At 72.5% G+C, this 24,146-nt stretch carries 23 protein-coding genes; 9 read left to right on the forward strand and 14 right to left on the reverse strand.

Annotated features, from left to right (window positions below):
* The first annotated feature begins 6 nt into the window (after nt 1-6).
* Nucleotides 7-1,284 (forward strand): hypothetical protein, encoded by a 1,278-nt coding sequence (locus I5071_RS25950; protein WP_236515524.1) that lies wholly within the window; start codon nt 7-9, stop codon nt 1,282-1,284.
* Between the two features lie 4 nt (nt 1,285-1,288).
* On the opposite strand, the gene I5071_RS25955 is transcribed toward I5071_RS25950, so the two are convergent.
* Entirely contained in the window at nt 1,289-1,684 is a 396-nt protein-coding gene (locus tag I5071_RS25955; RefSeq protein WP_236515525.1) for a hypothetical protein, read from the reverse strand.
* A 279-nt stretch (nt 1,685-1,963) separates the two neighbouring features.
* On the opposite strand from I5071_RS25955, the gene I5071_RS25960 reads away from it, so the two are divergent.
* On the forward strand, nt 1,964-3,622 hold the full coding sequence (locus I5071_RS25960) for a DEAD/DEAH box helicase (RefSeq protein WP_236515526.1): 1,659 nt from the start codon (nt 1,964-1,966) through the stop codon (nt 3,620-3,622).
* Here I5071_RS25960 and I5071_RS25965 read toward each other — a convergent pair.
* Together I5071_RS25965 and I5071_RS25970 are read right to left on the reverse strand one after the other, a co-directional pair.
* Complete coding sequence (locus I5071_RS25965; RefSeq protein WP_236515527.1) at nt 3,619-4,716, reverse strand: hypothetical protein; 1,098 nt, start codon at nt 4,714-4,716, stop codon at nt 3,619-3,621. The genes I5071_RS25960 and I5071_RS25965 overlap by 4 nt on opposite strands.
* The gene (locus I5071_RS25970; protein ID WP_236515528.1) at nt 4,713-5,645 is read right to left on the reverse strand and encodes a LysR family transcriptional regulator; all 933 of its coding nucleotides are present in this window, start codon (nt 5,643-5,645) and stop codon (nt 4,713-4,715) included. The genes I5071_RS25965 and I5071_RS25970 overlap by 4 nt, the downstream gene beginning before the upstream one ends.
* Nucleotides 5,646-5,737: 92 nt before the next feature.
* Here I5071_RS25970 and I5071_RS25975 point away from each other — a divergent pair, with 92 nt between their 5' ends.
* Both I5071_RS25975 and I5071_RS25980 read left to right on the forward strand, forming a co-directional pair.
* Entirely contained in the window at nt 5,738-6,208 is a 471-nt protein-coding gene (locus I5071_RS25975; protein WP_236515529.1) for an SRPBCC family protein, read from the forward strand.
* Between the two features lie 67 nt (nt 6,209-6,275).
* Nucleotides 6,276-8,228 carry an ATP-binding protein gene (locus I5071_RS25980; RefSeq protein WP_236515530.1) on the forward strand — a complete coding sequence of 651 codons (1,953 nt, stop codon included), beginning with the start codon at nt 6,276-6,278 and terminating at the stop codon, nt 8,226-8,228.
* Between the two features lie 94 nt (nt 8,229-8,322).
* Here the strand turns inward: I5071_RS25980 and I5071_RS25985 are convergent, their stop codons facing one another.
* Together I5071_RS25985 and I5071_RS25990 are read right to left on the reverse strand one after the other, a co-directional pair.
* Nucleotides 8,323-9,159, reverse strand: coding sequence for a hypothetical protein (locus I5071_RS25985; protein ID WP_236515531.1), 837 nt, complete (start codon nt 9,157-9,159; stop codon nt 8,323-8,325).
* A 192-nt stretch (nt 9,160-9,351) separates the two neighbouring features.
* A complete protein-coding gene (locus tag I5071_RS25990; protein ID WP_236515532.1) occupies nt 9,352-10,002 on the reverse strand; it encodes a TetR/AcrR family transcriptional regulator in 651 nt (216 codons plus the stop codon).
* Between the two features lie 107 nt (nt 10,003-10,109).
* Here I5071_RS25990 and I5071_RS25995 point away from each other — a divergent pair, with 107 nt between their 5' ends.
* Both I5071_RS25995 and I5071_RS26000 read left to right on the forward strand, forming a co-directional pair.
* Nucleotides 10,110-11,474, forward strand: a complete 1,365-nt coding sequence (locus I5071_RS25995) for an ABC1 kinase family protein (RefSeq protein WP_236515533.1) — start codon at nt 10,110-10,112, stop codon at nt 11,472-11,474.
* 20 nt (nt 11,475-11,494) lie between these two features.
* Nucleotides 11,495-11,869, forward strand: coding sequence for a hypothetical protein (locus I5071_RS26000; RefSeq protein WP_236515534.1), 375 nt, complete (start codon nt 11,495-11,497; stop codon nt 11,867-11,869).
* On the opposite strand, the gene I5071_RS26005 is transcribed toward I5071_RS26000, so the two are convergent.
* A complete protein-coding gene (locus I5071_RS26005) occupies nt 11,870-12,301 on the reverse strand; it encodes a hypothetical protein (RefSeq protein ID WP_236515535.1) in 432 nt (143 codons plus the stop codon).
* Between the two features lie 27 nt (nt 12,302-12,328).
* Between I5071_RS26005 and I5071_RS26010 the strand changes: the two genes are divergently transcribed.
* A complete protein-coding gene (locus tag I5071_RS26010; protein WP_236515536.1) occupies nt 12,329-12,721 on the forward strand; it encodes a hypothetical protein in 393 nt (130 codons plus the stop codon).
* A 21-nt stretch (nt 12,722-12,742) separates the two neighbouring features.
* Here the strand turns inward: I5071_RS26010 and I5071_RS26015 are convergent, their stop codons facing one another.
* The 6 genes from I5071_RS26015 to I5071_RS26040 form a co-directional block, all read right to left on the reverse strand.
* Entirely contained in the window at nt 12,743-13,951 is a 1,209-nt protein-coding gene (locus tag I5071_RS26015; protein ID WP_236515537.1) for a sigma 54-interacting transcriptional regulator, read from the reverse strand.
* Nucleotides 13,952-14,291: 340 nt separating this feature from the next.
* Complete coding sequence (locus I5071_RS26020; protein ID WP_236515538.1) at nt 14,292-15,281, reverse strand: carbon-nitrogen hydrolase family protein; 990 nt, start codon at nt 15,279-15,281, stop codon at nt 14,292-14,294.
* A 507-nt stretch (nt 15,282-15,788) separates the two neighbouring features.
* Nucleotides 15,789-16,652, reverse strand: a complete 864-nt coding sequence (locus tag I5071_RS26025) for a sigma-70 family RNA polymerase sigma factor (RefSeq protein ID WP_236515539.1) — start codon at nt 16,650-16,652, stop codon at nt 15,789-15,791.
* On the reverse strand, nt 16,649-17,398 hold the full coding sequence (locus tag I5071_RS26030; protein WP_236515540.1) for an SDR family oxidoreductase: 750 nt from the start codon (nt 17,396-17,398) through the stop codon (nt 16,649-16,651). The genes I5071_RS26025 and I5071_RS26030 overlap by 4 nt, the downstream gene beginning before the upstream one ends.
* 173 nt (nt 17,399-17,571) lie before the next feature.
* A complete protein-coding gene (locus tag I5071_RS26035) occupies nt 17,572-18,984 on the reverse strand; it encodes a DUF1552 domain-containing protein (RefSeq protein ID WP_236515541.1) in 1,413 nt (470 codons plus the stop codon).
* Nucleotides 18,981-20,750, reverse strand: a complete 1,770-nt coding sequence (locus I5071_RS26040; protein WP_236515542.1) for a DUF1592 domain-containing protein — start codon at nt 20,748-20,750, stop codon at nt 18,981-18,983. The genes I5071_RS26035 and I5071_RS26040 overlap by 4 nt, the downstream gene beginning before the upstream one ends.
* 160 nt (nt 20,751-20,910) lie before the next feature.
* Here I5071_RS26040 and I5071_RS26045 point away from each other — a divergent pair, with 160 nt between their 5' ends.
* Nucleotides 20,911-21,936 (forward strand): hypothetical protein, encoded by a 1,026-nt coding sequence (locus tag I5071_RS26045; protein ID WP_236515543.1) that lies wholly within the window; start codon nt 20,911-20,913, stop codon nt 21,934-21,936.
* A gap of 120 nt (nt 21,937-22,056) precedes the next feature.
* Here the strand turns inward: I5071_RS26045 and I5071_RS26050 are convergent, their stop codons facing one another.
* Together I5071_RS26050 and I5071_RS26055 are read right to left on the reverse strand one after the other, a co-directional pair.
* Nucleotides 22,057-22,389, reverse strand: a complete 333-nt coding sequence (locus tag I5071_RS26050) for a four helix bundle protein (RefSeq protein WP_236515544.1) — start codon at nt 22,387-22,389, stop codon at nt 22,057-22,059.
* A gap of 174 nt (nt 22,390-22,563) precedes the next feature.
* The gene (locus tag I5071_RS26055) at nt 22,564-23,325 is read right to left on the reverse strand and encodes a hypothetical protein (protein WP_236515545.1); all 762 of its coding nucleotides are present in this window, start codon (nt 23,323-23,325) and stop codon (nt 22,564-22,566) included.
* Here I5071_RS26055 and I5071_RS26060 point away from each other — a divergent pair.
* Complete coding sequence (locus I5071_RS26060; RefSeq protein WP_236515546.1) at nt 23,324-24,127, forward strand: DUF3025 domain-containing protein; 804 nt, start codon at nt 23,324-23,326, stop codon at nt 24,125-24,127. The genes I5071_RS26055 and I5071_RS26060 overlap by 2 nt on opposite strands.
* The last annotated feature ends 19 nt before the right edge of the window (nt 24,128-24,146 follow it).

The raw sequence follows: 24,146 nt of genomic DNA on the forward strand, positions 1-24,146 counted from the left end.
ACGACGATGTCGCTGCCCCCCGGATACGACGACATGCTGCGCTTCCCGCTGATCGAGGCGCTGCTGGGACGTCGCTCCCGACGCTTCTTCCGAGGCGCCGAGCTCCCCGACGGAGTCTTCGCGTTCCGCTCGCGCCACCCACCGATGCCGCTCTCCGAGCTCGAGACGATGCTCGTCGTCGCGGCGTGCGGCTCCAACACCGGCTGGCACCACCTGATCCGTCGCGCGAAGAGCTACGCGCCCCACCTCTCGAGCTATGCCGGCGCGGCGGGCGGCCGCACGTTCCCGTCTGCCGCGGGGTTCCACACCAGCAAGACCTTCTTCACCGATGACACCGGCACATATGTGCTCGAAGCACGCGATTCGGGCGCGTTCGCCGAGCGCGACGAGCACGGCGCGCTCGACCTCGACGCGATCCGCCGCGCGGTCGGCGCGCGCATCCGCCGGCTGAGCGATCGACGCTTGTTCCTCCCCGCCGAGCCGCCCTTCGTCGAGGCGCACAACACCTGGGTCGCGAACGCGCCGGGCTCGCTGCTCGTCGTCCCGGTGGGCGATCTCTCGCAGCACGTGCTGCTCGGCCTCGCGTACCTCGCGCAGAACCGCCAGGTCGTCTTCGACGACGTGCACGGTCGCGCGATCCCGGGCATCGAGCGCTTCTCGCGCATCGTCGATCCCGACGCGTCGTGGCCGATCTCGTTCTTCGAGCAGTGGTGCTTCGCGGAGCTCTCGGTCGAGCTCGGCACCAGCTGCTACGCGGGCGCGCTGATGCTGCAGGCGATGGGGCTCGGCGGCTGGATGTACGACGGGCTCGATCCCTTCGGCGTGCTCGGCGCGAGCGGGCGCCCCGACGTGCCGGGCCTCGGCTTCCGCTTCGATCGCGATCCGCGCTGGCCCACGCCGAACCCCACCGGCCTGCCCGGCGTGATGGAGGGCTCGTGCCCGCCCCACCACCGCACGATGCGCGACGCGGTCGAGGCGATGTGCGAGCGCAAGTTCGGCCCCGGCGGTCCGTTCCATCCCGACACGCCGGGACCGTGGAAGGACTCGCGCCGCGTGCGCAGCGCCGCGATGCCCTACGACGAGACGTTCCGCGAGTGCGTCGCGCTCCAGGCGCAGTACCTCTTCGACACGTTCGGTCGTTTCCCCGGCACCGTGCCCTCGATGATCTCGGTGATGGTGCTGCAGGCCCATCACCTCGACCTCGACTACTACGACCACTTCTACGAGAAGGGCGCGTACCTCGAGACCCACGCTCGCCACGACGAGCGCTGGCATCCCCGGTGATCGCTCACCGATCGAGCCGCGCCCACGCTTCGATCGCGCCGCCGATCACGCCGATCACCAGCGCGCCGAACCCGATCGCGGCCGAGCCTCCGTCGGTCACCACGAGGAGCAACACCGCGCCGCCGACCGCGAGGCTGCACACCGTGGTGAACGCGATCGACCACCCGATGCGCGCTGCGCCCTCGGCCGCGGCGAGGCGCGTCGCGCACAGCGCGCTCCCCAGCCACGTCACGCTCGCGAGGAGCCCACCGCCCGCGACGCCGAGCGCGCGCTGCGGTCCGTCGAGCAGCAGCGCGCCGATCGCCAGCACGACCGCGACGCCGACGACCCATCGCGAGACGATCGCGATCGCGCCGGTCGTCATCGCATCGCTCGTCCCACCCCGTGCGGTCGCGCTCATGACGAGAGTATGCAGCGCGTCGCGTGCCATCCGCAGTGGCGTGGCGACACGCCACGGATCACGCGAATTCGTGAGTACGCGCGCGTTCCCGCTCGCGCATCACACACGATCTGCTAGACACGGCCGCTCCATTTCCCACGAGGGGCGGAAGTTTCGAAATGCCCCTCCCCGCCGGAACGAGTCCGGCGCGGCGATCACCCCGAGCACTTCGCGTCACTGGACGACGCTTCACGCGCGGGGCCCCAGCCCCGCTCACGTGAGAGCGGAACGACGAGTGTGATGACGAACGAAGCCGGGCTCCCGGACGTTCTCGAGCCGGCCCTTCGGGGCGCGCTCGAGCGCAAGGGCTACACCAATCTCACCCCCGTACAGCTCGCCGTGCTCCAGCCGAGCGCCGCGGGCCGTGACCTCCGCATCAGCTCGCAGACGGGCTCGGGCAAGACGGTCGCGATCGGTCTCGTGCTGCGCGAGCTCGTCCTCGCGAGCGACGCGCCCGCGCCGCGCGCGCTGGTGATCGCGCCCACGCGCGAGCTCGCGCGTCAGGTCGAGCGCGAGCTCACCTGGCTCTACGCGCAGGTCGGCGCGCGCGTGGTCTCGGTCACCGGCGGCTCGAGCTACCGCGACGAGCACCGCGCGCTCTCGTCGCGCCCCGAGGTCGTCGTGGGCACGCCGGGCCGCCTGCTCGACCACGCGGAGCGCGGTGCGCTCGATCTCTCGTCGCTCGGCGCGGTCGTGCTCGACGAGGCCGATCGCATGCTCGACCTCGGCTTCCGCGAGGCGCTCGAGTCGATCCTCGCGCGCACGCCGGCGACGCGCCGCACCCACCTCGTGAGCGCGACCTTCGCCGACGAGGTCGGTGGTCTCGCCGATCGCGTTCAGAAGAACGCGCTGCGCGTCGAGGGCACGCGGCTCGGCGCGGCGAACGCCGACATCGATCACATCGTGCACCTCGTCTCGCAGGACGAGCGCTTCGACGCGGTGGTGAACCTGCTCCTCGCGCAGCCCGACGCGCGCACGCTCGTGTTCGCGCGCACCCGCGCCGACGTCGCGTGCATCGCCGAGGATCTCGCGGAGGCGGGCTTCCCCGTCGCGCCGCTCTCGGGCGAGATGGATCAGCGCGAGCGCAACCGCGCGCTCGCCGCGTTCCGCCGCGGCAACGTGCGCGTGCTGGTCGCGACCGACGTCGCAGCGCGCGGGCTCGACGTGCAGGAGGTCACCCTCGTCGTCCACGTCGAGGCGCCGACCGATCCCGACGACTACACGCACCGCAGCGGCCGCACCGGTCGCGCCGGGCGCAAGGGCACGAGCGCGCTCCTGGTCACGCCGCGCGAGCTGCCGCGCGCCCGCTCGGTGATGCACCGCGCCGCGGTGCGCTTCCGCTTCGAGCCGCTCCCGACCGCGAACGCGATCCGCGGCCAGCAGGACGAGCGCCTCGTCGCGCAGCTCACGGCCGCCGACGACGACATCGCGATCGATCCTCGCGCGATCGAGCTCGCGCGCCGGCTCGTCGCGGAGGGCGACGTGGAGCGCGCGATCGCGCGCCTCGTCGCGGAGAGCGCGATCCTCCGTGGACCGGCGCCGCGCGACGTGCGCCCGATCGCGCCGCCCACCCCGGGCAGCCGTGATCGCATGGGCGATCGCCCGCGCCGCGAAGCGCCGCGCGCGCCGCGTGATCTCGATCGCAACTGGGCGCACTTCCACGTGACGTGGGGCGCGCGCCACGGCGCCGATCCGCGCCGCGTGCTCGCGATGGTGTGCCGTCGCGGTCGCATCGCGAGCGACGAGGTCGGCGGCATCCGCGTCGGTCCGTTCTCGTCCGAGGTGCAGGTCGCGGGCGAGGTCGCGGAGCGCTTCGCGGAGGCGGTGCGCCGCCCCGATCCGCGCGATCCGCGCGTGCAGATCCGTCCCGACGACGGCCAGCGCCAGCTCTCGCGCTAGTCGATGATCACGAGGCGCGTCGCGAGCAGCACCGCGACGCGCCCTTCCGCGATCATCGCGAGATCGATCGGTGGCTCGCCGAGCGCGACCGCTGCGACCACCGATCCATTGCGCGCGTCGAGCAGCTCGACACCCTCGAGCGTCGGGACCGCGAGGCGATCGTCGCGATCGATCACGGGCCCGAGCCCACCCCAATGCAGCGAAGGCAGGACGAGCGCGCGCTCCCAGCGGGCCACGCCGCGCGCATCGACCCGGGCCACACGATCCTGCGCAACGAGGGCCCAGTCGCCGCCGCTCAGCTCCCCGCACCCGCCTGCGGCGCCGTAGGCACCGAGCTGCGATCCATCGCGCGCGATGAACACGGTGCGCCCGTCGTTCACCACGCCGAACGCGCTCTCGCCGGTCGCGCGCACGGTCGCCAGCATGTCCGCATCACGCGCGCCGCCGCGCCACCGCACCCGGCCATCGGGCTCGAGGCACACCGCGCCGCGACCCGCGTAGCCCGCGACGTACATCGCGCCCTCGTCGTCGATCGCCGGCGCGACCACGTCGTAGCCGAACGCGCCGAGCTCGCGTGCGCCATCGGCGTCGATGCGGATCACCTCGCCGGTCGGGCACGTGACGATCAGCGCGCCGTCGGGCGTCACGTTCGGCGCCGGGCCCGAGTCGTCGAGCCCGACCTCGAGCTCGATGCGACCGCGCACCGCGCCATGCGCGTCGACGAAGCACACCGCGCGTCCGCACGTGATCACGCAGCTGCCATCGTCGAGCACCGCCGGGGCGGACACCACCTTCCGCGCGCGCTTGCTCGCGATCTCGACCGACCACGCCACGACGGCAGCACGCTCGATCGCGACGAGCTGCCCGCCTGCGCTCACGCGCAGCGATCCATCGCGCGCGACCCCGATGCCGCGCGCCGTGCGCTCGGTCGAGCCCTCGAGCGCGATCTCGCGCACCACGCGTCCCTCGCTCGGTCCTCGCACCTGCACCCGACGCGCGTGCCGCGTCCCTCCCGCGGTGCGCGGCCAGATCGATCGCGCGAGGCGGAGCGCCTCCGGCACCTCGCCCGAGACCTTCCTGCGCATCGTGCTCATCGCGCGCGCCTCGCCGGCACCGACCACGCCGCGCCGCCGCCGAGCCGCTCGACTGCGAGCTCGACGAACGAGCGCACGCGCGCGCTGAGATAACGCGCGGACGCGAACACGATCCACACACCGCCGGCGTCGATCGCGAAGTCGTCGAGCACGCTGCGCAGCTTTCCCCCGCGCAGATCCTGGGCGCACGCGTACTCGGGCACGATCGCGATGCCGAGCCCGGCGAGCGCAGCGGCGCGCGACATCTCGAAGCCATTGGTGCGCACTCGCCCGTCGACCGTGATCATCGTGGGACCCTTCGCGCCGCGGAACGGCCAGCGGACCACCGGGCCCTCCGACGTCAGCACCACGCACTCGTGCTCCGCGAGCTGCTCCGGCGTCTTCGGCACGCCACGACGCGCGAGGTACGCCGGGCTCGCGCAGTAGCGCACGCGCGCCGCGCCGAGGTGCGTCGCCGAGAGCGCGCCGCTCGCGTCCGGCACGTGCCCGACGCGGAACGCGACGTCGAAGCCCTCCTCGATCAGCTCGACGCGACGTCGCGTGAGCACGACGTCGACGCGCACCTCGGGCCACGCGCGCACGTGCTCGATCACCAAGGGCCCCACGAACGTCTCGCCGAAGTGCGGGTCCGCGGTGATGCGCAGCAGGCCGCGCGGGGTCTCGCAGGTCTCGCGCACCGCGGCGTTCGCCTCGTCCGCGAGCCGCGCGATCTCGCTGCAGCGGGCCGCGTACGCCGCGCCGGCATCGGTCAGGTGCAGCCGGCGCGTGGTGCGCACCAGCAGCTGCGTGCCGAGCACGTCCTCGAGCTCCGCGACGCGCCGGCTGAGCGTCTGCTTCGGCACGCCGAGCGCGCGCGCCGCGCCGGTGAAGCTGCGCGCTTCGGCGACCTTCGCGAAGAGCCGCATGTCCTCCATACGCACAGCCTCCATGCGCACAGCCTCCATACGCACAGCCTCCATACGCACGTTCATGCGGGCACGATTGTCTCACGAGCGGGACGATTCGTCGCGATCATCGATGATTGTCCGCGCGCCAGCGCTCGCCTACAACGATCGCGATGAGCACCGACGTGACGACCGAGATCGTGATCCGTCGCCCTCGCGCCGAGGTCGCGGCCTTCATGTTCGACCCGCACAACGACGTGCGCTGGACGACGGGGGTGGTGGAGAGCCGCCCGCGCGATCCCGGGCCGCTTCGTCGCGGCTCGCGGGTCGAGCGCATCTCGAAGTTCCTCGGCCGGCGCTTCGGCTACGAGTACGAGGTGGTCGACACGGACGAGCGCTCGTTCGTCGAGATGAAGGTCGAGCGGCCGTTCCCGATGCACATCCGCTACGAGCTGGAGGACGTGCCCGAGGGCACTCGCACGCGCATCCACGCGCGGGGCGACGCCGGCGGGTTCTTCCGCATCGCCGGCCCGCTGCTGAACGGAATGGTGAGGCGCAACATCACGCGCGACCTCGAGCTGCTCCGCGGCTGCCTCGAGCACACCTGAGCGCACGCGCCGGTGCTTCCACGGCGACACGCACGGCGCTACGTTCTGGCTCGGAGGGAGAGCCGGGATGACGCTGCGCACGGTGCGCGTACCGACGCCGCACGAGGCGCTGTTCGCGCAGGCCGAAGAGGTCGTCTCGAGGTACTTCCGCGCGCGCCGCGACGATCCCGAGCACGGCACCATCGAGATCTCCGGCGAGCGCTACGTGCTCGTGCGCGCGGCATCGCTCTCGGTCGAGTTCTTCGAGATGGTGCGCGGCCTCTACGGCCCGGGCCGCGAGAGCGAGGCCGACGAGTTCGCGCGCAACATCCTGTTCGATCTCGCGCACGCGGTGGGTCGCGCCGACGCGCGCACGTTCCACGAGAAGATGGGGCTGACCGATCCCGTCGCGAAGCTCTCGGCGGGGCCGGTGCACTTCGCGCACGCGGGCTGGGCGTTCGTCGACATCTCGGAGCAGTCGCAGCCGACGCCCGACGACGAGTACTTCCTGCTCTACGATCACCCGTACTCGTTCGAGGCGGACGCGTGGATCCGCTCGGGAAGGCAGGCCTCGTTCCCGGTCTGCATCATGAACAGCGGGTACTCGTCGGGGTGGTGCGAGCAGAGCTTCGGCATGACGCTCGTCGCGACCGAGGTGCTCTGTCGCGCGCGCGGTGACGAGGTCTGTCGCTTCCTGATGGCGCCGCCACATCGCATCGAGGCGCACGTCACGCGCTACCTCGATGCGCGCCCCGATCTCGCCACGCGCGTCGCGGGCTACGCGATCCCGGACTTCTTCGCGCGCAAGCGCGTCGAGGAGGATCTGCGGCGTCGCTTCGCCGAGGAGCTGCGCGAGCGCGAGGCCGCGGAGGAGCGACTCCGCCAGGCGCAGAAGCTCGAGGCGGTGGGGCGTCTCGCCGGCGGCATCGCGCACGACTTCAACAACCTGATGGCGGTCGTGATGGCGCGCGCCGAGAACCTCGCGCGACGTCTCGAGCGCGACGATCCACACCGCGCCGAGCTCGATCAGATCGTGCTCGCCGCCGAGAAGGCGTCGCAGCTCACGCGGCAGCTCCTCGCGTTCTCGCGCTCGCAGGTGCTCCGCCCCGAGACCCTCGATCTGCGCGCGGTGGTCACGGACACGATGGCGCTGCTCGCGCCATTGCTCGGCGCCGACGTGACGGTCGAGCACGTTCGCGAGGGCGGCGACGGGCCCGCGTGGGTGAACGTCGATCGCAGCCAGATCGAGCAGGTGCTCGCGAACCTCGCGGTGAACGCGCGCGACGCGATGCCGGGCGGCGGCACGCTCAGCCTCGCGGTGCGACCGCTCGAGATCACGCGCGCGAACGCGACGGCGGAGCGTCCCGAGGGGCGATGGATCGAGCTCTCGGTGCGCGACACCGGGCACGGCATGGACGAGGCGGCGCGAGCGCGCGCGTTCGAGCCCTTCTTCACGACCAAGCCCGACGGCGAGGGGTCGGGCCTCGGGCTCGCGACGGTCTACGGCATCGTCGCGCAGTCGGGCGGAGCGGTGAGCGTCGAGAGCGAGCTCGGGCGCGGCGCGCGCTTCGTGGTGTTGCTCCCGCGCGCGACGCCGCCGCGCGGCGCACAAGGCGACGGCGTGCAGACCGGGGTGGTCGCGGCACGGCGCGCGCCGCTGCGGGTGCTCCTCGTCGACGACGATCTGCTGCTGCGCGAGGCGCTCGCCGCGTTGCTGCGCGAGAGCGGCGCCGAGGTCGTGGTCGCGCCGGGCCCGACCGAGGCGCTCGCGCTCGCCGAGGCACCGGGCGCGCGCTTCGACGCGCTGATCACCGACTTCGTCATGCCGCGCATGAACGGGCGCACGCTGACCGAGCGCCTGCGCGTCACGCACCCGGGCCTGCCGGTGCTCGTGGTCTCGGGGCATCTGCCCGATCCCACGGCGCTCGAAGGGCTCGAGCGCTCGCAGCTGCTGCTCAAGCCGTTCCGCGGCGAAGAGCTCCTCGACGCGATCCGCGCGATCACCACGCCGGCCGCCGCGACGGCCGCTCGAACCCGCTGAGTCCCCACCGGAGTGCTCGTCCCGCCGGTCCCGGACGGGAGCGCGCGAAGCGCGCGGACTAGGGAACGGCGGGCGAGCCGATTGTTCTTCGAGATCAGGGCGTCGCGGGCGCGCGCACGCGGAGCTCGACCATGCCGCACCCGAACGCCTCGTACTCGAACGCGTCGGCGACGACGTAGTACGTGCCCGCCTCGAGGCGCTGCGCGATGCGCGACTGCCGCACCTGCACGCCGCCCGCGCAGCCGCCGATCGTCGGATCGCTCTCGGTGCACGGGACGTCGTCGTCGCACGCGATCTGGGTGTCGCCGTCGTCGCAGGTGCTGCGTAGATAGACGACCGTGTCGATGCTGCGCGTGCCGTCGACGTCGCGGAGATCGATCACGTAGAAGCCGCCGCTCGGGATCGTCAGCGCGAACGTGCGATCACCGACGTCGGCACGCGAGCCGCCGCAGTCGCCGCTCGATGCGTGGGTCTCGTCGTCGCTCTCGGAGCAGAGCGAGAAGCGCTGGTTGCCGCCCACCTCGATCGTCGGCAGGCCCTCGCACGAGCCGCCCTCGAGCAGACAGGTCGCCGAGCTGCGATCGCAGAGCAGGCTGCACGGGATCTCCGTCTCGGCGCTGCCCCGCGCGTCGCACTCGATCACGCTGCGGAGATCGGACGAGCACGAGCGCGAGCCCGGCTCGCACACGCGCTCGAAGCACGTGCCTTCGTCGCAGTACGCGCCGAGCGCGGCGCAGTCGTCGCGCTGCTCGGCGCCGTCCTCGCACGTCACGAGCACCTCGCCCTCGCAGCGCGTCGCGCCCGGCGTGCACCCACTCGGCGCGTCGATGCGCGATCCGGCGTCGGCGCCGGGCTGGGTGCCCGCGTCGACGTCCGGCGTCGTGCCCGCATCGGGGCCCTGCTGCATCGGGCCCGAGTCGACGAGCGTCACGACGCGACCCGCGTCCGGTGGATCGAGACGCGACGGGTCGGGAGCGACGATGGCGCTGCACCCGGTGGCCGGAACGGCCAGAGCGCACACGAGCGCGGCACGGAGGCGAAGCATGCGCGGAGGCTATCGCCGGCTCCGAGCGCCCCACAACCGAGCGACCTCACACTGCGGGTGCACGTACACGACAACTCTCTACGCACCGCGTCGCTTGCGCTCGACCGGCGCGAGCATCCGCATCAGCTCCGCCTCGACGGCGCGCGCGTCGTACGGCGCGCCGAGCTGGGTCGCGACCTGCGCGCCCATCACCAGCGCGAGCAACATGTCGGCGATGGGCTCGGCGCGCAGATCGCCGCGCACCACGCCGGACGCCTGCGACGTGCGGAGCACCTCCGCGAGGCGCTCGCGCGCGCTGACCATCACGCCGAGGTACTTCACCGTGAGCTCCCACGAGCGCGCGCACGCCTCGAGCACCTGCGACGCGCGCATACGCTGCGAGACCGGGAAGCGTCCCTCCTCCACGGCCTTCACGAACGCCGCGACGATGCTGCGCAGATCGCCCGCGCCCTCGGCGACGATCGCGTCGAGGAAGTCCTTCATCGCCTTCTCGACGACCGCGCCGACGAGCTCGTCGCGCGACGCGAAGTGCACGTAGAACGCGCCGCGCGTGTAGCCCGCACGCTCGCAGATCGCGTCGAGGCTCGGCGCATCGAGCCCCTGCTCGTGGAAGAGCGCGGCCGCCGCGGCGATCAGCGTCTCGCGCGTTCGCTCGGGGACGCGGCGGCGCGGCTCCTCGCGCGCCTTGCTCTTCGCCGAGGGCTTCTTCTTCGCGGGCTTCGACCCCATCGTCGCGCTCGTCTTCTTGACATACGACGCCGTATGTTCCAAGCAGCCCTGCAACATACGGTATCGTATGTTGCGTCGCCCGAGGAGGCCGTGTGAGCATCCTTGCCGTGTCGTCCGCCGTCCCCGAACGTGATCCGAGCGACGTCGCGAGCGTCGCGCCGGACACGCTCTCCGCGCTCCCGCGTCCCTCCGCGCTGCAGGTGCTCGCGCGCTTCTTCGTCGTCAGCGGGATCCTCGTGTGGTTCTCGCTGCGTCGCGTCGTGGGCGCGATCACGCGCAGCCTCGACGGGCCCACCGCGATGCGCCTCGCGTTCGAGCGGCTCGGTCCGATCTACGTGAAGCTCGGACAGCTCGTCGCGTCGGGCGAGGCGCTCTTCCCGGAGCGCTACTCGGAGGCGTTCCGAACGCTGCTCGATCGCGTGCCGCCCTTCTCGTACGACGAGGTCGAGCGCATCGTGCGCGAGGATCTCGGCAAGGGGACGCACGAGCTCTTCGCCGAGCTCGACCCGAAGCCGCTCGCGGCGGCGAGCATCGCGCAGGTGCACGCGGCGAAGCTCGCGGACGGACGCGAGGTCGTCGTGAAGGTGCAGCGCCCGGGCATCGGGGCGCTCGCCGCGGCGGACGTCGCGATCATGCGCTTCTTCGCGTGGATCGCGACGAAGGTCTCGCGCCTCGCGCGCAACTCGAACGTGATCGCGTTCGTCGACGACTTCGCGGTCAACCTCGCGCAGGAGCTCGACTTCCGGCGCGAGGCGCAGCGCATGCGCGACTTCAACCAGGTCATGCGGGACATGGGCAACGAGATCACCGCCGCGCCGGTGGTGATCGACGAGCTCACGCACGCGCGCGTGCTGACGATGGAGCGCTTCCGCGGCTGGCGCATCGACGACGTCGAGTCGGTGCGCGCCACCGGCTTCGACGCGGAGGAGCGGCTCCTGCAGGGGATCCGCGCGTGGTTCCAGACCCTGATCCTGCGCGGCTTCTTCCACGGCGACGTGCACGCCGGGAACTTCATGCTGCTCGAGGACGGGCGCATCGGGTTCCTCGACTTCGGCATCGTGGGCTCGTTCGGGCCGCAGTTCCGCCAGGGCGTGCTCGAGTACGTGCTGGGGTTCCAGTCGCGCGACTGGGGCCGCGTCGCCGACGCGATGCTCGCGATGGAGACGGTGCCGCCCGGCGTGGAGGTCGATCGCGAGGGCCTGGTGATCGATCTCGAGGTGACCTTCGCGCCGATGATCGACCCCGAGGAGGGCTTCAAGCTGCGCGATCTGGTGCCCGGCCTCGTGCGCTCGAGCCGTCGTCACGGGCTGCGTCTGCCGCGCGATCTGGTGCTGGTGACGAAGCAGCTCGTCTATCTCGATCGCTACTCGCGCGCGTACGGCGGCGCGAAGATGAACGTGCTCACCGATCAGCGGCTCACGAACCTGATCATGCAGGACATGTTCGCCGCGATGTTCGCTCGCGGGAGCTGACGGCGCTCCAAGATCGCCGGGTGGACGACGACGCGCTCGCGCTGGTGATCGATCTGCGCGACGAGGCGCTGCGCGAGGTCGCGCGCGAGGTGGACGCGGCGATGACCGGCGCGTTCGTGCCTCGCGTGCTGCCCGACGTGCCCGGCGAGCCCATCACGCGCGTGGTGTTGCTCGTCGACGAGGGCGCGCCGGTCGTGTTGCCGATCGACGCGACCGACGACGTGCGATGGCTCGATGCGCTCGCGAGGCTCGTTCGGTTCGCGGTGCTGCGCGGCGAGACGGTGCGCGAGGTCGCGCAGCGGTACGGCGAGCCCTACGAGCGCGCGATGGCGCTGCCGCGCTGGGAGCTCGATGCGGTGCGGCTCCCCGAGCGGGTGCGGCGCGCGCTCGGGTGATCAGCGCCTCTTCGCCGCGGTCTTCTTCTTCACCGTCGGATCGCGGCGCATCGTGCCGCGTGCTGCGCGCTCCTCGCGCAGCGCGGGATCGTGCTTCCAGCGCAGCGCCGACCACGTGTCGTCGATGCTGACCTGCGAGACCGGCGCCCATCCCGCCTCCGCGAACGGCCCCCACCCGCTGTCGCGATCGATGTCGGTCTTCGTGCCCGCGCTCTTCTTCGGATAGGCCATCCACAACACGCCGTCGGGGGCGAGCGCGCGCACCGCGGCCTCCCATCGCTTCGCGAGCTCGGCCTGCGAGCCCACGAAGCAGAGCACCACGTCGGCAGCGCCCTTCGCGGTGCTCTCGAGCTCGATCGCGCTCGGCGCGTGCAGGGCGCGGAACGAACGACCGGGCTTGAGCTGCAGCTTCTTCGCGAGCGCTTCGTCCATGCCGCCGACTATCGCAGAATCGACGTCATGCAGGCGTTCGTCGAAGGCGGCTTCCCGGTCTGGATCATCCTCGCGCTCGTGCTGGTCACGCACCCACTCGCGCTCGCCGCGGTGATCACGGCGTTCGTGAACCGCTCGCGCGGGGTCGTGCTCGGGCTCTCGAGCGCGGTGCTGCTCTTCGCGCTCACCACGGCGTGCGTGGGCATCGCCGGCTATCTCTGGGGGATCTCGCGGACGGAAGAGGCGCTCGCGGGGAGCGGGATCGATCCCGAGATTCTCGAGGCGCTGCGCGAGCAGGGCCAGCGCGAGGCGAGCTGGAATTGGATGTGCGGCGGGATCGGCGCGGCGATCCCGCTGCTCCTCGCGCTCGTCGGTCTCGCGCGCGGCGCGACGATGAAGACGCGGCCCGCTCGGTCCTGACTGGCGCAGCGCCCGCGAGTCTCAGTCCTGATCGTCGCCGTCGCGTTCTTTGTCGCGCAGGCCGTACTGGTCGAGGTAGCGCCGCACCTGTCGTCGCGACCGTCCGAGCCGTCGCGCGAGCTCCGACACGTTGCCGCCGGTCTCGCGCACCAGCTCCTCGAGGTGCTCGCGCGTGATCTCGATCGGCTCGCGCACGCTCGGCGGATCCGAGATCGTGCGTGCCTTCACGGGCGGCGTGCTCGGGCGCGCGAAGCGCTCCTCGACCAGCGCGCGATCGAGCACCTCGCGACCCTTGCCGCGCAGCCGCAGCTCGGCCGCGATCTTCAGGAGCTCGCGCACGTTGAACGGCAGCTCGTGGGTGAGCAGCGCGTCGACGAGATCGGGCGCGAGCGGCGGCGCGTCGGGTCCTAGGCCGCGCGCGAGGATCGGCAGCACGTCCTCGCGTCGCTCGCGCAGCGGCGGCGTGCGCAGCGTCAGATCCGACAGGCGCGCGTAGAGATCGCCGCGGAACGCACCGCGCTCGACCGCGCTGCGAAGCTCGACGTGGGTGGCCGCGACCACGCGCACGTCGATCGGCACCGCGCGCTCACCGCCCACCGGCGTGACCACGCGCTCCTCGAGCACGCGCAGGAGGCGCGCCTGCACGCTGGGCGGCGTCTCCGCGATCTCGTCGAGGAAGATCGTCCCGCGATCGGCGCGCCGCAGGACGCCGTCGTGCGCGCCCTTCGCGCCGGTGAACGCGCCGGCGACGTGCCCGAAGAGCGTCGAGTCCGCGAGCGACTCGGGGATCGCCGCGCAGTTCACCGCGACGAGCGGCCCTTCACGACCGCTGCGCGCGTGGATCGCGCGCGCGACGAGCTCCTTGCCGGTGCCGCTCTCGCCGATGACCAGCACCGACGCGTCGGCCTTCGCGACGAGCGCGATCGCCTCGCGCAGCTTCGCCATCGCGGGCGCACGCCCCACGAGATCGGGGATGTCCGCGTCGCCGAGCGATGCGGGCACCTCGCGCACGACGAAGAACGTGTCCCCCGCGCGCAGCACCGAGCCGTCGACGAGGATCGCGTCGGACACGCGCTCGCCGTCGACGAAGGTGCCGTTGGAGCTCGAGTCGACGATCGTCGGCGCCTTCGCCCCGATCAGTGCGATGGTCGCGTGGGTGCGCGACATGCGCGGATCGGCGATCACCAGCGCGCCGTCGCGCTGTGGGGCGCGACCGATCGCGAGCGGCACGCGACCGATCGCGATCTCCGGGGGAAGCCCTCGGTCCGGGGAGTGAACGGTGCGCAGCACCCAGCTCGCGACCGAGCTCGTGCGCCGCGGTTCCTCTCGCTGCGTCTCGTCGAACAACATGGAGATTGCGGACGAACGTCCGTCGTGCGTGCCCCCCGCCCCTCGGGGGTGGCCGAATGTAGCGTATCGAGTCAATCGCGCGCCGCTCCTCGAGCTCCGAAGAGCTCCGAGGACGCGATGAATGCTCGGTGCGTGCCGAACTCGGGAGCGTCGCGCGAAAAGTCCAGTGGCTCTCGCCGAGCGCCATCCGGCGCACTGATCGCGCCGGCCCTCGGACGGCTCAGCGGGTGGCGGTGGGCTTGCGGGACGGCGGCCGGACGTAGGCGCGCTGGCGGGTCGGGGCGGCGTGGTAGAGCGGGCGGTAGAGATAGCCGGTCACCACGTCGACCCACTGGAACGTCGCGCGGAACGCGCCACTACCGTGGTTGACCCAGGGCTCCTCGGGCGACGCCACGGCGTGCGTGCGGTCCACGCCGCGTGCACCACGCTGCACGTCCGCGACGACGACCTGCTCGCGGTGATCGCCGGGGTCCTCGGCGATCGTCCCGCCGCACACCACGCGCGATCGCCCGGCGAGCTTGGTCACGACCTTGGGGCCGAAGCGCGTCGCCATGACCTCGCTGGAGCCGCACGCGTTCGCGAGGACGACCGGTGCGCCGACCTCGCGCTCGATGCGCTCCGGCATCGCGCGCGTCGCCTCGACGTGCATCGCGCGGTACTCGCGCCACAGCGGGTAGTTCGTCGCGTCGCGGTAGTCGGGCCACGCGGCGCCGATCGCGACGAGGTCGACGCCCTCGCGCGCATAGATCGACCAGGGCGTGCGGCGGATCATGTCGGCGCAGATGCCGACGCCGAGGCGGCCGAGATCGGTCTCGATCACGTGCGCGCTCTCGCCCGCGCGCCAGTACGCGCACTCGGCGGACGCGGGATGGAGCTTGCGGTAGCGGCCGAGGAACCCGTCGGGCCCGACGACGGCCATCGTGTTGTAGACGTGCGCGCCCTCGCGCTCGCTGAGGCCGGCGACGAGGATCATGTCGCGGGCGCGCGCGAGCTCGTGGAGCGCGTGCACCGAAGGACCATCGGGCACCGGCTCGGCGACCTCGAAGTTCCACTCGCCGAGCTCGTACCCGGTGAGCGCGAGCTCGGGCATCACCGCGAGCTTCGCGCCGGCGCGCTGCGCATCCGCGAGCAGCGCGTCGATCCAGGAGATCCTCTGTTCCAGGGGCGCGCGATCGCCGCGCACCTGCACCGCAGCCACTCGTACCGTCACGGCGCGCGAAGGTATCAAGATTTACACGGCGCGCGAGCAGAAACTCTCGACCGGGCGGATCGGGCCGGAATTCCAACCACGGACGGTCGCCCAGAGCCCCCGAGAAGGGACGGACCGGACTCCTCGCGGCCCTCCGTGGTTGGAATTTCCGTCGTGTTCGTCCGCTCGGAGCGACGACGACGTCCTTCTTCGAGGAGCCTCGTCTGGCGAGGGGTCGAGGCCGACGTCGTTCTCGACGAGCTCGTCTGGCGAGGGGTCGACGACGTCCCCGTTTTTGACGATTTCGTCTGGCGGAGGGCGACGACACCCACCTTTTTGACGAGTTCGTCTGGCGGAGGGCGACGACACCCACCTTTTTGACGAGTTCGTCTGGCGGAGGCCGACGACACCCACCTTTTTGACGAGTTCGTCTGGGGGAGGGCGACGACACCCACCTTTTTGACGAGCTCGTCTGGCGGAGGGTCGACGACAACCGTTTTTTGACGATTTCGTCTGGCCGGGGACGGCTCAGCCGTCGCTCAGGGTGAAGCGCGCGCCGTCGGCGATGCTGGGCACGTGGTAGTAGTCGCGGATCTGCGCGATCCGGTCGCCGTCCCACTCGACGCGCACGAAGTACGCGGGGCGATCGCCGCCGTCGCGGAACATCGCGATCGCCGGGGCGCCGTCGACCGATCCCGCGACCGCGCGCAGGCGCTCGCGGGGCGCGATCTCCGCGTACCGCGACCAGTACTCGGCGACCCGCACACCGCGGCGCTGGGTGCGCGAGACCAGGTCGAGGCGGGACTCCTCGGTGACGAGCGCACGCAGCGCGTCCCAGTCGCGCGCGTCGAAGAGCCGGGCGTAGAGCCGCAGGCGCGCGTCGATCTCGGGCGGTCGTGGCGTGTCGGCGTCGCGAGGGACGCGGGCTCGCGCGCGCTGCAGCGCCGACTTCACCGCGGGCACCGTGGTGCCCATCGCGCCGGCCGTCTCCTCGATCGTCAGGCCGAGCACGTCCTTGAGCACGATCGCGCTGCGCTGGGCGGGCGGCAGCTCGGCGAACACGGTGAGCGCCGCCTCGACGAGCGTGGGATCGACCCCTCGCTCCTCGGGGCCGGTCGGGTCGGGGACCTCGGCGACCAGGTCGACGTGCTTGCGCTCGTAGCGTCGCAGGAAGTCCATGGCGGTGTTGTGCGCGATGCGGAAGAGCCAGGGCTCGAGCGGCGGCGGCTCGTCGAGGGTCGCGAGCGCGTAGAACGCCTTGGCGAGCGTGTCCTGCACGACGTCCTCGCCGTCGAAGACCGAGCCGGTCATGCGGGCGCAGTAGCGGTGCAGCCGCGGCCGCAGGTGCGCGACGAGCGCGTGGAAGCGATCGAGATCGGGCGAGGTGCTCATGCGATCGGCTCGATCCCTCGTGCCGTGACGCCGAGCGCGATGGTCTCCGGCAGGGCCGCTCCGCGCAATGCGTCGACGACGGCGGCGGCCACACCGTCGGGATCGAGCGGCGCCTCGAAGCGCCGCATGTACTCGGCGGCGCTGATCCCCGCCCACGCGCCGTGGCCGGCCGCGGCGACCGCGGCGATCTCGGTCCCGACCACGAGCTGCTTCGGGAGCACCGCGCGGAAGCGCAGGCCGAGCGCGCGCCGGTCCGCCTGCTCCTGCGCGTAGCCCGCGAGCCACCACGACGCCCGCTTCGCCCCCGCGTAGCCGCCCGCGAGGTGCGCGCCGTGCAGCGCGGCACCGCTCGAGACGATCACCATCGCGCTCCCGGGCGCGAGCGGGAGCGAGAGCGCGCCGCGCACGAAGTGGAACGCCGACTTCGTGTCGGTCTCCCAGGCCGCGGCGAAGCTCTCCCAGGTCTGCTCCGGGAGCGTCGCCATGCGCGGCGTGATGCCGGCGGCGAGCACCACGAGCTCGGGCCGCACCTCGCGCAGCAGTCGCTCGACCGTCGCTCCGTCCGCCGCGTCGCCCTGCACCGTCTCGATGTTCGGCGCCTCCGCGCGCAGCGCGGCGAGCCGCGCGGCGTCCCGCCCCACCCCGACCACCCGCGCCCCCGCCGCGGCCAGCCGCAGCGCGGTGGCCCGGCCGATGCCGGAGCTCGCTCCGGTGACGATCGCCCGCTTGCCTCTCGGATCCGTCATGCACGCCTCCGGAGAGATGACGATCGAGGGGCGACGGAAGTAGCGCGCGCGGCGAACATCGTTCGGGCCCTGGGGTCGACCGTGCAGCTCGCCGGAATTGGCCGGGAGCCTCGCGCGGGCATTCGCGAGGCCTTCCACGAGCTGCACGATCGGCCGCAGGGCCCGAACGTCGGTCAGGTGGCGACGAGCTCGTCGAGCACGCCGCGCGGGAGCGCGGGATCGCCGAAATTGTCGAGATAACCCGCGCCGTTGCGCAGGCCGACGGCGCTGCCGATCGTGTTCAGCAGCTTGTTGTGGTTGGGGTCGCTGTCGTCGATGACGACGTACTGGCCCTGGCGCAGGAAGCCGTTCGCGCTCCCCGCGAGCACCCACGGCACGTTGTTGCGACCGTGCGGCGGGCCGTTGCTCAGATCGTTGAGCCAACACGCGACGCCGCGATCGAGCAGCGGCGTTCCGTCGGCCTGGGTGATCGCGCGCAGGCGATTCACGAGGTGCAGGAACGTGCGCGCGAACTGGCGATCGATGTCGCCGTGCAGCGCGTCCGCGCCCGCGATGATCCCGCCCGACGAGTCGTGCGAGAGCCGTCGGTGCGAGATGTAGTGGTAGTTCTCCATGAGCACGCGCGTCGTGGAGTGGCGGAAGCGCGTGGAGCCGTCGTTGCCGTTGCCGACCTGGATCGCGACCGAGCGCGTGTAGCCGCACGCGACCGCGAGCGCGGCGATGTCCATGTGGAGGCGCGCGGACTCGAGCGTCTCGTCGCCGTCGGTGCTGTCGAAGCCGGGGGCCGCGCCCTCGAGCGCGCGCTCTTGATCCGCGGTCATGCGGCACGAGAGCGTGATCTCGACGTCGCGGATCGAGTCGCGGTGGAGCTCGAGGCGGCGGCGATCGGTCGTCGAGAGGCGCGGGTGCGCGAGGATGCGCGACATCTGTCCGCGCACGAGATCGTCGACGCCGCGCTGGCGCAGCGCCGACAGGCGGGCGGCCTCGTCGGTGCCGCCGCTCGTGCTGCCGGTGATGGCGCGGTACGCGTCGAGCGGGTTGTTCAGCGCCGCACGGCGCTGCGCGGGGCCGCGATACGAGATGCACGCACCGCCGAGCCAACCACCGGCGCGACCCGCGTAGAGGAAGAGCGAGTCGCGCCCACCGGGGTTGAGCTCGCGGCCGATGCGGTGATCGATCGACTCGCCCGCGGCCTCGCTGTCGCCGCCCGCGCGCAGCACGGTCGGACCGCGGGCGGTGAGGCACTGCAGCGCGCCGCGCGCGTGGCCGTCGCCGTAGTCGTAGCCCTGCATGTCGAGCCCGCCGACGACGAGCAGGTGCTGCTTCACGCTGCCGAGCTCCTCGAGCGCGCGGCCCGAGAGCGACGCGTCGGTGAGCGCGCCGGTGTTGCGCGGCCAGAAGCGCTCGGGCTCGTCGCCGAGCTCGGTGCGCTGCGCCTGCGCGACGCCGTTGGCCTGGCGGAAGAAGATCGCGAAGGTCTCGTCCTCGGGCGCGGCCTTCGCAGTGGACGGCGCGAGGCTCTCGAGGGCGGGGAGCGCGAGGCTCACACCCGCGGCGCGCAGGACGAAGCGTCGGGACAGCCTCACGGGAGCTCCTCCATGCTGCGCGCGCGGAAGGCGCGCGAGGCGGTGATCTCGATCATCACGTCGGTCACCGCGAGCGAGCCCGCGCGCGAGCCCTGCGCGAGGCGGTGCACCAGGTTGTCGTCGGTCGCGACGTGGGGACGGCCCATCGCGTACTCGAGCCAGTGCTGCGCGTAGCAGACGTGCGCGCTGCCGCTCGCGGCGAGGCTCTCCGCGAGATCGATCGCGTCGGCGACCGGGGTCTGCTCGTGATCGATGAACGGCGACGCGTCGGTGCGCACCGGCATGTCGTTGTCGGTGGTGCGCCACGCGCCGGTCGCGTCGTAGCCCTCGAACGGGAAGCCGAACGGGTTGATCAGCGTCTGGTGGCAGCCCGCGCAGAGCGAGTTGGTCTCGGTGTGCGCCTCGACGGTCTCGCGGTTGGTGCGGCCCATCGCGGCGGGCAGCGGCGGGATGTCGTCGGGCGGTGCGGAGATCGGCACGCACGCGATGCGCTCGGCGACGAACACACCGCGGTGGATCGGATCGGGATCGACGCTCGTCGCGTGCGAGGCGAGGAAGCCCGAGAGCGTGAGCACGCCACGTCGCTGCGCGGGATCGAGCGAGACCAGCGTGGGATCGGCGCCGAACGTGCCGCTCACGCCGTAGAGGCGCGCGAGCTCGGCATCGACGAAGGTCTCGCTGGAGGTGAGCAGATCCGCGTAGGTCCCATCGCGGGTGAAGACGACGTGCTCGACGAACTGATCGAGCTCGCGGGTGGCGCGCGCCGCGAAGTCGGACGGCGCATCGGGGAAGCGCTCGGTCGAGGGACGGATCTGCGCGAACCGCGCGGCGTCGAAGAGCTGCGCGTGGAAGCGCTGGACGACGTTCACGGCGCGGGCGCTCTCGAGCAGGCGGGTCGCCTCGGCGCGGATGCCCTCTTCGGTGCGCAGCGCGCCGGTGCGCGCGGCCTCGAACAGCGCGTCGTCGGGCATGGTGCCGACGAGGAAGTAGGAGAGGCGCGAGGCGAGCTCGTAGTCGCCGAGCAGGATCGTGCCCTCGGTCGGGTCGACCGCGCGCTCGATGCGGTAGAGGAATTCGGGCGAGAGCAGCACGCCCTCGATCACGAGACGGAGCCCGGCGACGTGCTGCGAGCTCGCGTCGGGATAGAGCGTGCGGCCGGTCTGGTAGAGCGTGAGGAACGCCTCGCGCTCGGCGTCCTCGATGGGGCGGCGGAAGCCGCGGGTGACGAGGTCGGTGATGAACGAGATCGCGCGTGCGTCGTCGTTCGCGCCCTCGTTGCTCGCGACGCGCGCGAGGCGCGCGGGATCGGAGGTGACGTGCTGCGCGAGGTCGGCGGCGGCGCGACGGTACGCACCGAGGAGCACCTCGTCGACCTCGAGCGCGGCGCCCTGGTTGTCGAAGAGGAACCCACTGACGCGCGGGTCGTCGCGCAGCGTGACCGTCGTGGGCAGCGCGCCTTCGATGCGGAGCAGATCGGCGACGGTCGCGCGCCACTCCGCGTGGGTGAGGCGCGGTGCGCGGGACTGGGGCGCGGGCGCGTCGAGCGCAGGATCGATCGGGACCGTCGGATCGGTGGGATCGGTCGGATCGGTCGGATCGGTGGGATCCGTCGGGTCGGTGGGATCCGTCGGATCGGTCGGGTCGGTGGGATCCGGCGGGGTGCGTGGCGGCGTCCCCGTCGGGCCCGACGCGCCGTCGAGGAGGAACCCCTCGCAGGCGCCGAGCATCAGCAGCGCGAGCGCCGCGCCGAAGCGAGCCCATCTCATCGGATGTGCCGAGGAGCAACGATCGGTCCGGCGCGCGCGCGCGTGAATGCGCTGGAGAATCGAGGCCCCGGGCGACGCGCGGAGCGCTCCGTGCGCCGCGGCGCGGCGCATGCGCGGTTCCGGCTTCGCGTCGTGCGCGCCGCATCGTATACACCCGCGCATGAGCGACGACGTCTTGGTCTCGCGCGCCCTCGCGCGTCTTCGTGATCCCGGTAGCCCGCTCCTCGCCGAGGGCATCGCGCTGGTCGTCGAGGCCGCGCTCGAGCGCCCGCTGCGCGAGGTGGTCGATGCGCAGCGCGCGATCGATCTCGTGGTCGCGGCGATCGACGACGAGAAGGTCGAGCGCGCGCTCACGACGGTGGCGCGTCCCGCGATGGATCGTCAGCGCGCGGCGCTGGCGGCGAAGGGCGAGACGCTGGGCGCGTATCTGCCCGAAGGCGCATCGGTGCTGCTCGACGACATCGCCGCGGGCACGCGCCCGCCGCGTGGGGAATGGGCGCAGAAGCTGGTCGATCCGGCGCACGTGCGGGAGCTGCTCTCCCCGGTGCTGCAGGACACGCTGCTCGCGTTCGCGCGCAAGCTGCCGATGGTCGGCGGCGGTGGTGGAGCGACCGAGAGCGGCGGTGCGAGCAAGCTGCTCGGCGGTCTCGCGCGCGGCCTGGCGCAGGGCGCGGGCGAGCGCGCGGCGAAGATCGCGGACCTCGGGCGAGGTGTGCTCGGTGGGCTCGGCGCGGAGATGGAGAAGCGCATCGGGACCGCGGCGAAGGACTTCTCGCAGAGCGCGTTCGAGCCGCTGCGCGGCGCGTTCGAGGAGCGCCTCGCGAGCGAGGAAGGGCGCGCGATCCTGACCAAGATGCGGCGCCGCGCGATCGACGTGCTGCTCGATGCGAAGGTGTCGGAGCTGCTCGACGATCTGGACGCTGCGCCGCGCGCGCCGCTCGACCGACTGATCGCGCGGACCGTGGCGCACGACGTCGCGCGCCCCGAGGTGCAGGCGCTGCTGCGCGCGGAGGTCGAGGCGTTCCTCGCGGCGCGCGAGGGCTGGACGGTGCGCCAGCTGCTCGACGAGTGGGGCGTGACCGCGCAGGCAGTCGACGAGGCGAAGCGCTTCGGCGAGACGGTCGCGCGCGCGGCGGTGCAGCAAGACGCGTTCGGCGCGTGGCTGAGGGCGCTGATCGCGGAGTGACGAGGGCGAGGGCGGGTGAGAGGGCGAGGGCGGGTGAGAGGGCGAGGGCGCGGGCGGGCGCGCGTGAGAGGGCGACGGCGCGGGCGAGCGCGCGTGCTGTCGGAGTGCGGCCGCGCTCGCTCATCCCGACTTCCGGGCGATCCGGACGACGACGCTGATCACGTGATCGAGCTCGTCTCGTAGCGCGGGGTCGATCTCGCGCACGTATCCGAGATCCTCGGCGCAATCCAAGCAGCCGAGCACCTCGTTGGCGCTGCCCGCCGCGTTCCAGTACCGCGCATTGCGATTCCGACCTTGCGACTGCGTTCCTTCACGCAGGTTCAGCAGGATCGAGGTGCCGGCGCGGCGCAGCTGTCTCGCAAGATCGACGTCGCGCCGTTCGATCTGCGCGGCGAGCGTTCCGATTCGACGAAGGGCTCGTCGTGCGATGGGATAGATGTCGAGCACGAGCACTGCTCGGGCGGATCCGCGCGACGGTTGCGCCTCGTGACGAGCAAGGCTCGTGAGTCGGTTCGCGACAGGGTTCGTTCCGACTCGGCGGGCTCCTACGCACGTGCGCTCACTCGCCCTCGCCCCCGCACGCTCACCCGCCCTCGCCCTCGCCCCCTCACCCGCCCTCGCCCTCGCTCAGGACACGCTGCGCAGTCGCGCGGCCCGTCCGACGTAGAGCAGGTGGCGCGAGCCGCGCGCGACCTTGCCGCGGGCGCGTACCCGGACGACCTCTCCGTTCAGGCCCGCCGCGCGCAGCGCGCGCGCGAAGCGCGGGCTCTCGAACGCCGACCACACGACGAGCGCGCCGCCCGGGCGCAGCGACGTGCGCAGCCGCTCGAGCCCTCGCGCGCCGTAGAGCCGCGCGTTCGAGGGCACCGTGAGCGCTTCGGGGCCGTTGTCGACGTCGAGCAGGATCGCATCGAAGCGGCTCGGCTCGAGGGCGTCGCCGACGTCGCCGATCTCCACTCGCACCCGCGGATCGTCGAGCGGACGACCTGCGAGCTCCCCGAGCGTGCCGCGGTTCCACTCGACGAGCGCGGGGATCAGCTCGCGCACGACGACCTCGGCGTCCGGCCCGAGCGCGTCGAGCGCGGCGCGCACCGTGTACCCGAGGCCCAGGCCTCCGATCAGCACGCGCACGCCGCGACGCTCGCGGAGGCCCGCGCAGCCGACCTCGGCCATCGCCTCCTCCGAGCCGTGCACGCGGCTCGACATCAGCACTTCGTTGCGCACGCGGACGACCAGCGAGACGCCTTCGCGCGCCAGCGTGATCGGTTCGCCGGCCGGTGTGCTCGCTTCAGCGAGGAGCTCGCGGGGCAGCATCGCAAGCGGAGTATGGGCGCGCCGCGCGTCTCTGCACGTGGCAAGCTCGCCGGTCGCGATGCACGGACGGGTCATGCACGGGCGAAGCGACGCGTCGCTCGCTGGCTCGCAGGCGGATCGCCGCGAGGTCTGGCCCGGCGCTCTGCTCACGAGCCCGGTGCTCGCGTCGGTCGCGCCGTGGGCCGCGCGCCTCGCACGATTTCCTCGTTTTCCCGCGGTCTCGGAGCTCGACGCGACGCTGCGCGATCGACTCGCGATCGAGCCCGGCGTCGCGCTGGAGCCGCAGGTGAAGACGCGGCGGAGGCGTGGCCCGGTCGATCGCGACGCGCTCTACGAAGTGCGCATCCACGTCCACCGCCGCGTGCCGACGCGCGAGCGCTCGTGGCACGACCTCACGAACGCGCTGGTCTGGGCAGCGTTCCCGCGGAGCAAGCGCGCGCTCACCGCACGGCAGCTCGCGATCCTCGACGCGGTGCTCCCGCGCGACGCGGCGCGGCTGCCCAGTGCCCGCACGCGCGAGCAGGACGCGCTCGCGATGCTCGACGAGGGCGGCATCGTGGTGCTCGTCACCCATGCCCACCACGGCGACGCGACGCGCGCCCACGAGGGCGGCGACGAGGACGCGCTGCGGCAGCTGCGCGACGGGGGGCACGCTGCGCCGCTGGTGTTCGGGCACGCGATGATGGAGCACGCGCTCGAGGGCACGCTCGACGTGCGCGGCTACGGTGTCGTGCTCGGGGTCGACGCGCTGCCCGAGACGCTCGAGGCGCGGGTCGACCTCGCGGATCGCGTGCTCGCGGCGTGGATCGCGCGCACCGACGAGCTGCTCCGCCCCTCGCCGTGGCGGGGCCTCTCGCTCGCCGGCGTGGTCGCCTGATCGCGCGGTGGCCCTTTTC

The sequence above is a fragment of the Sandaracinus amylolyticus genome (assembly GCF_021631985.1).
GTDB lineage: Bacteria > Myxococcota_A > Polyangia > Polyangiales > Sandaracinaceae > Sandaracinus > Sandaracinus amylolyticus_A.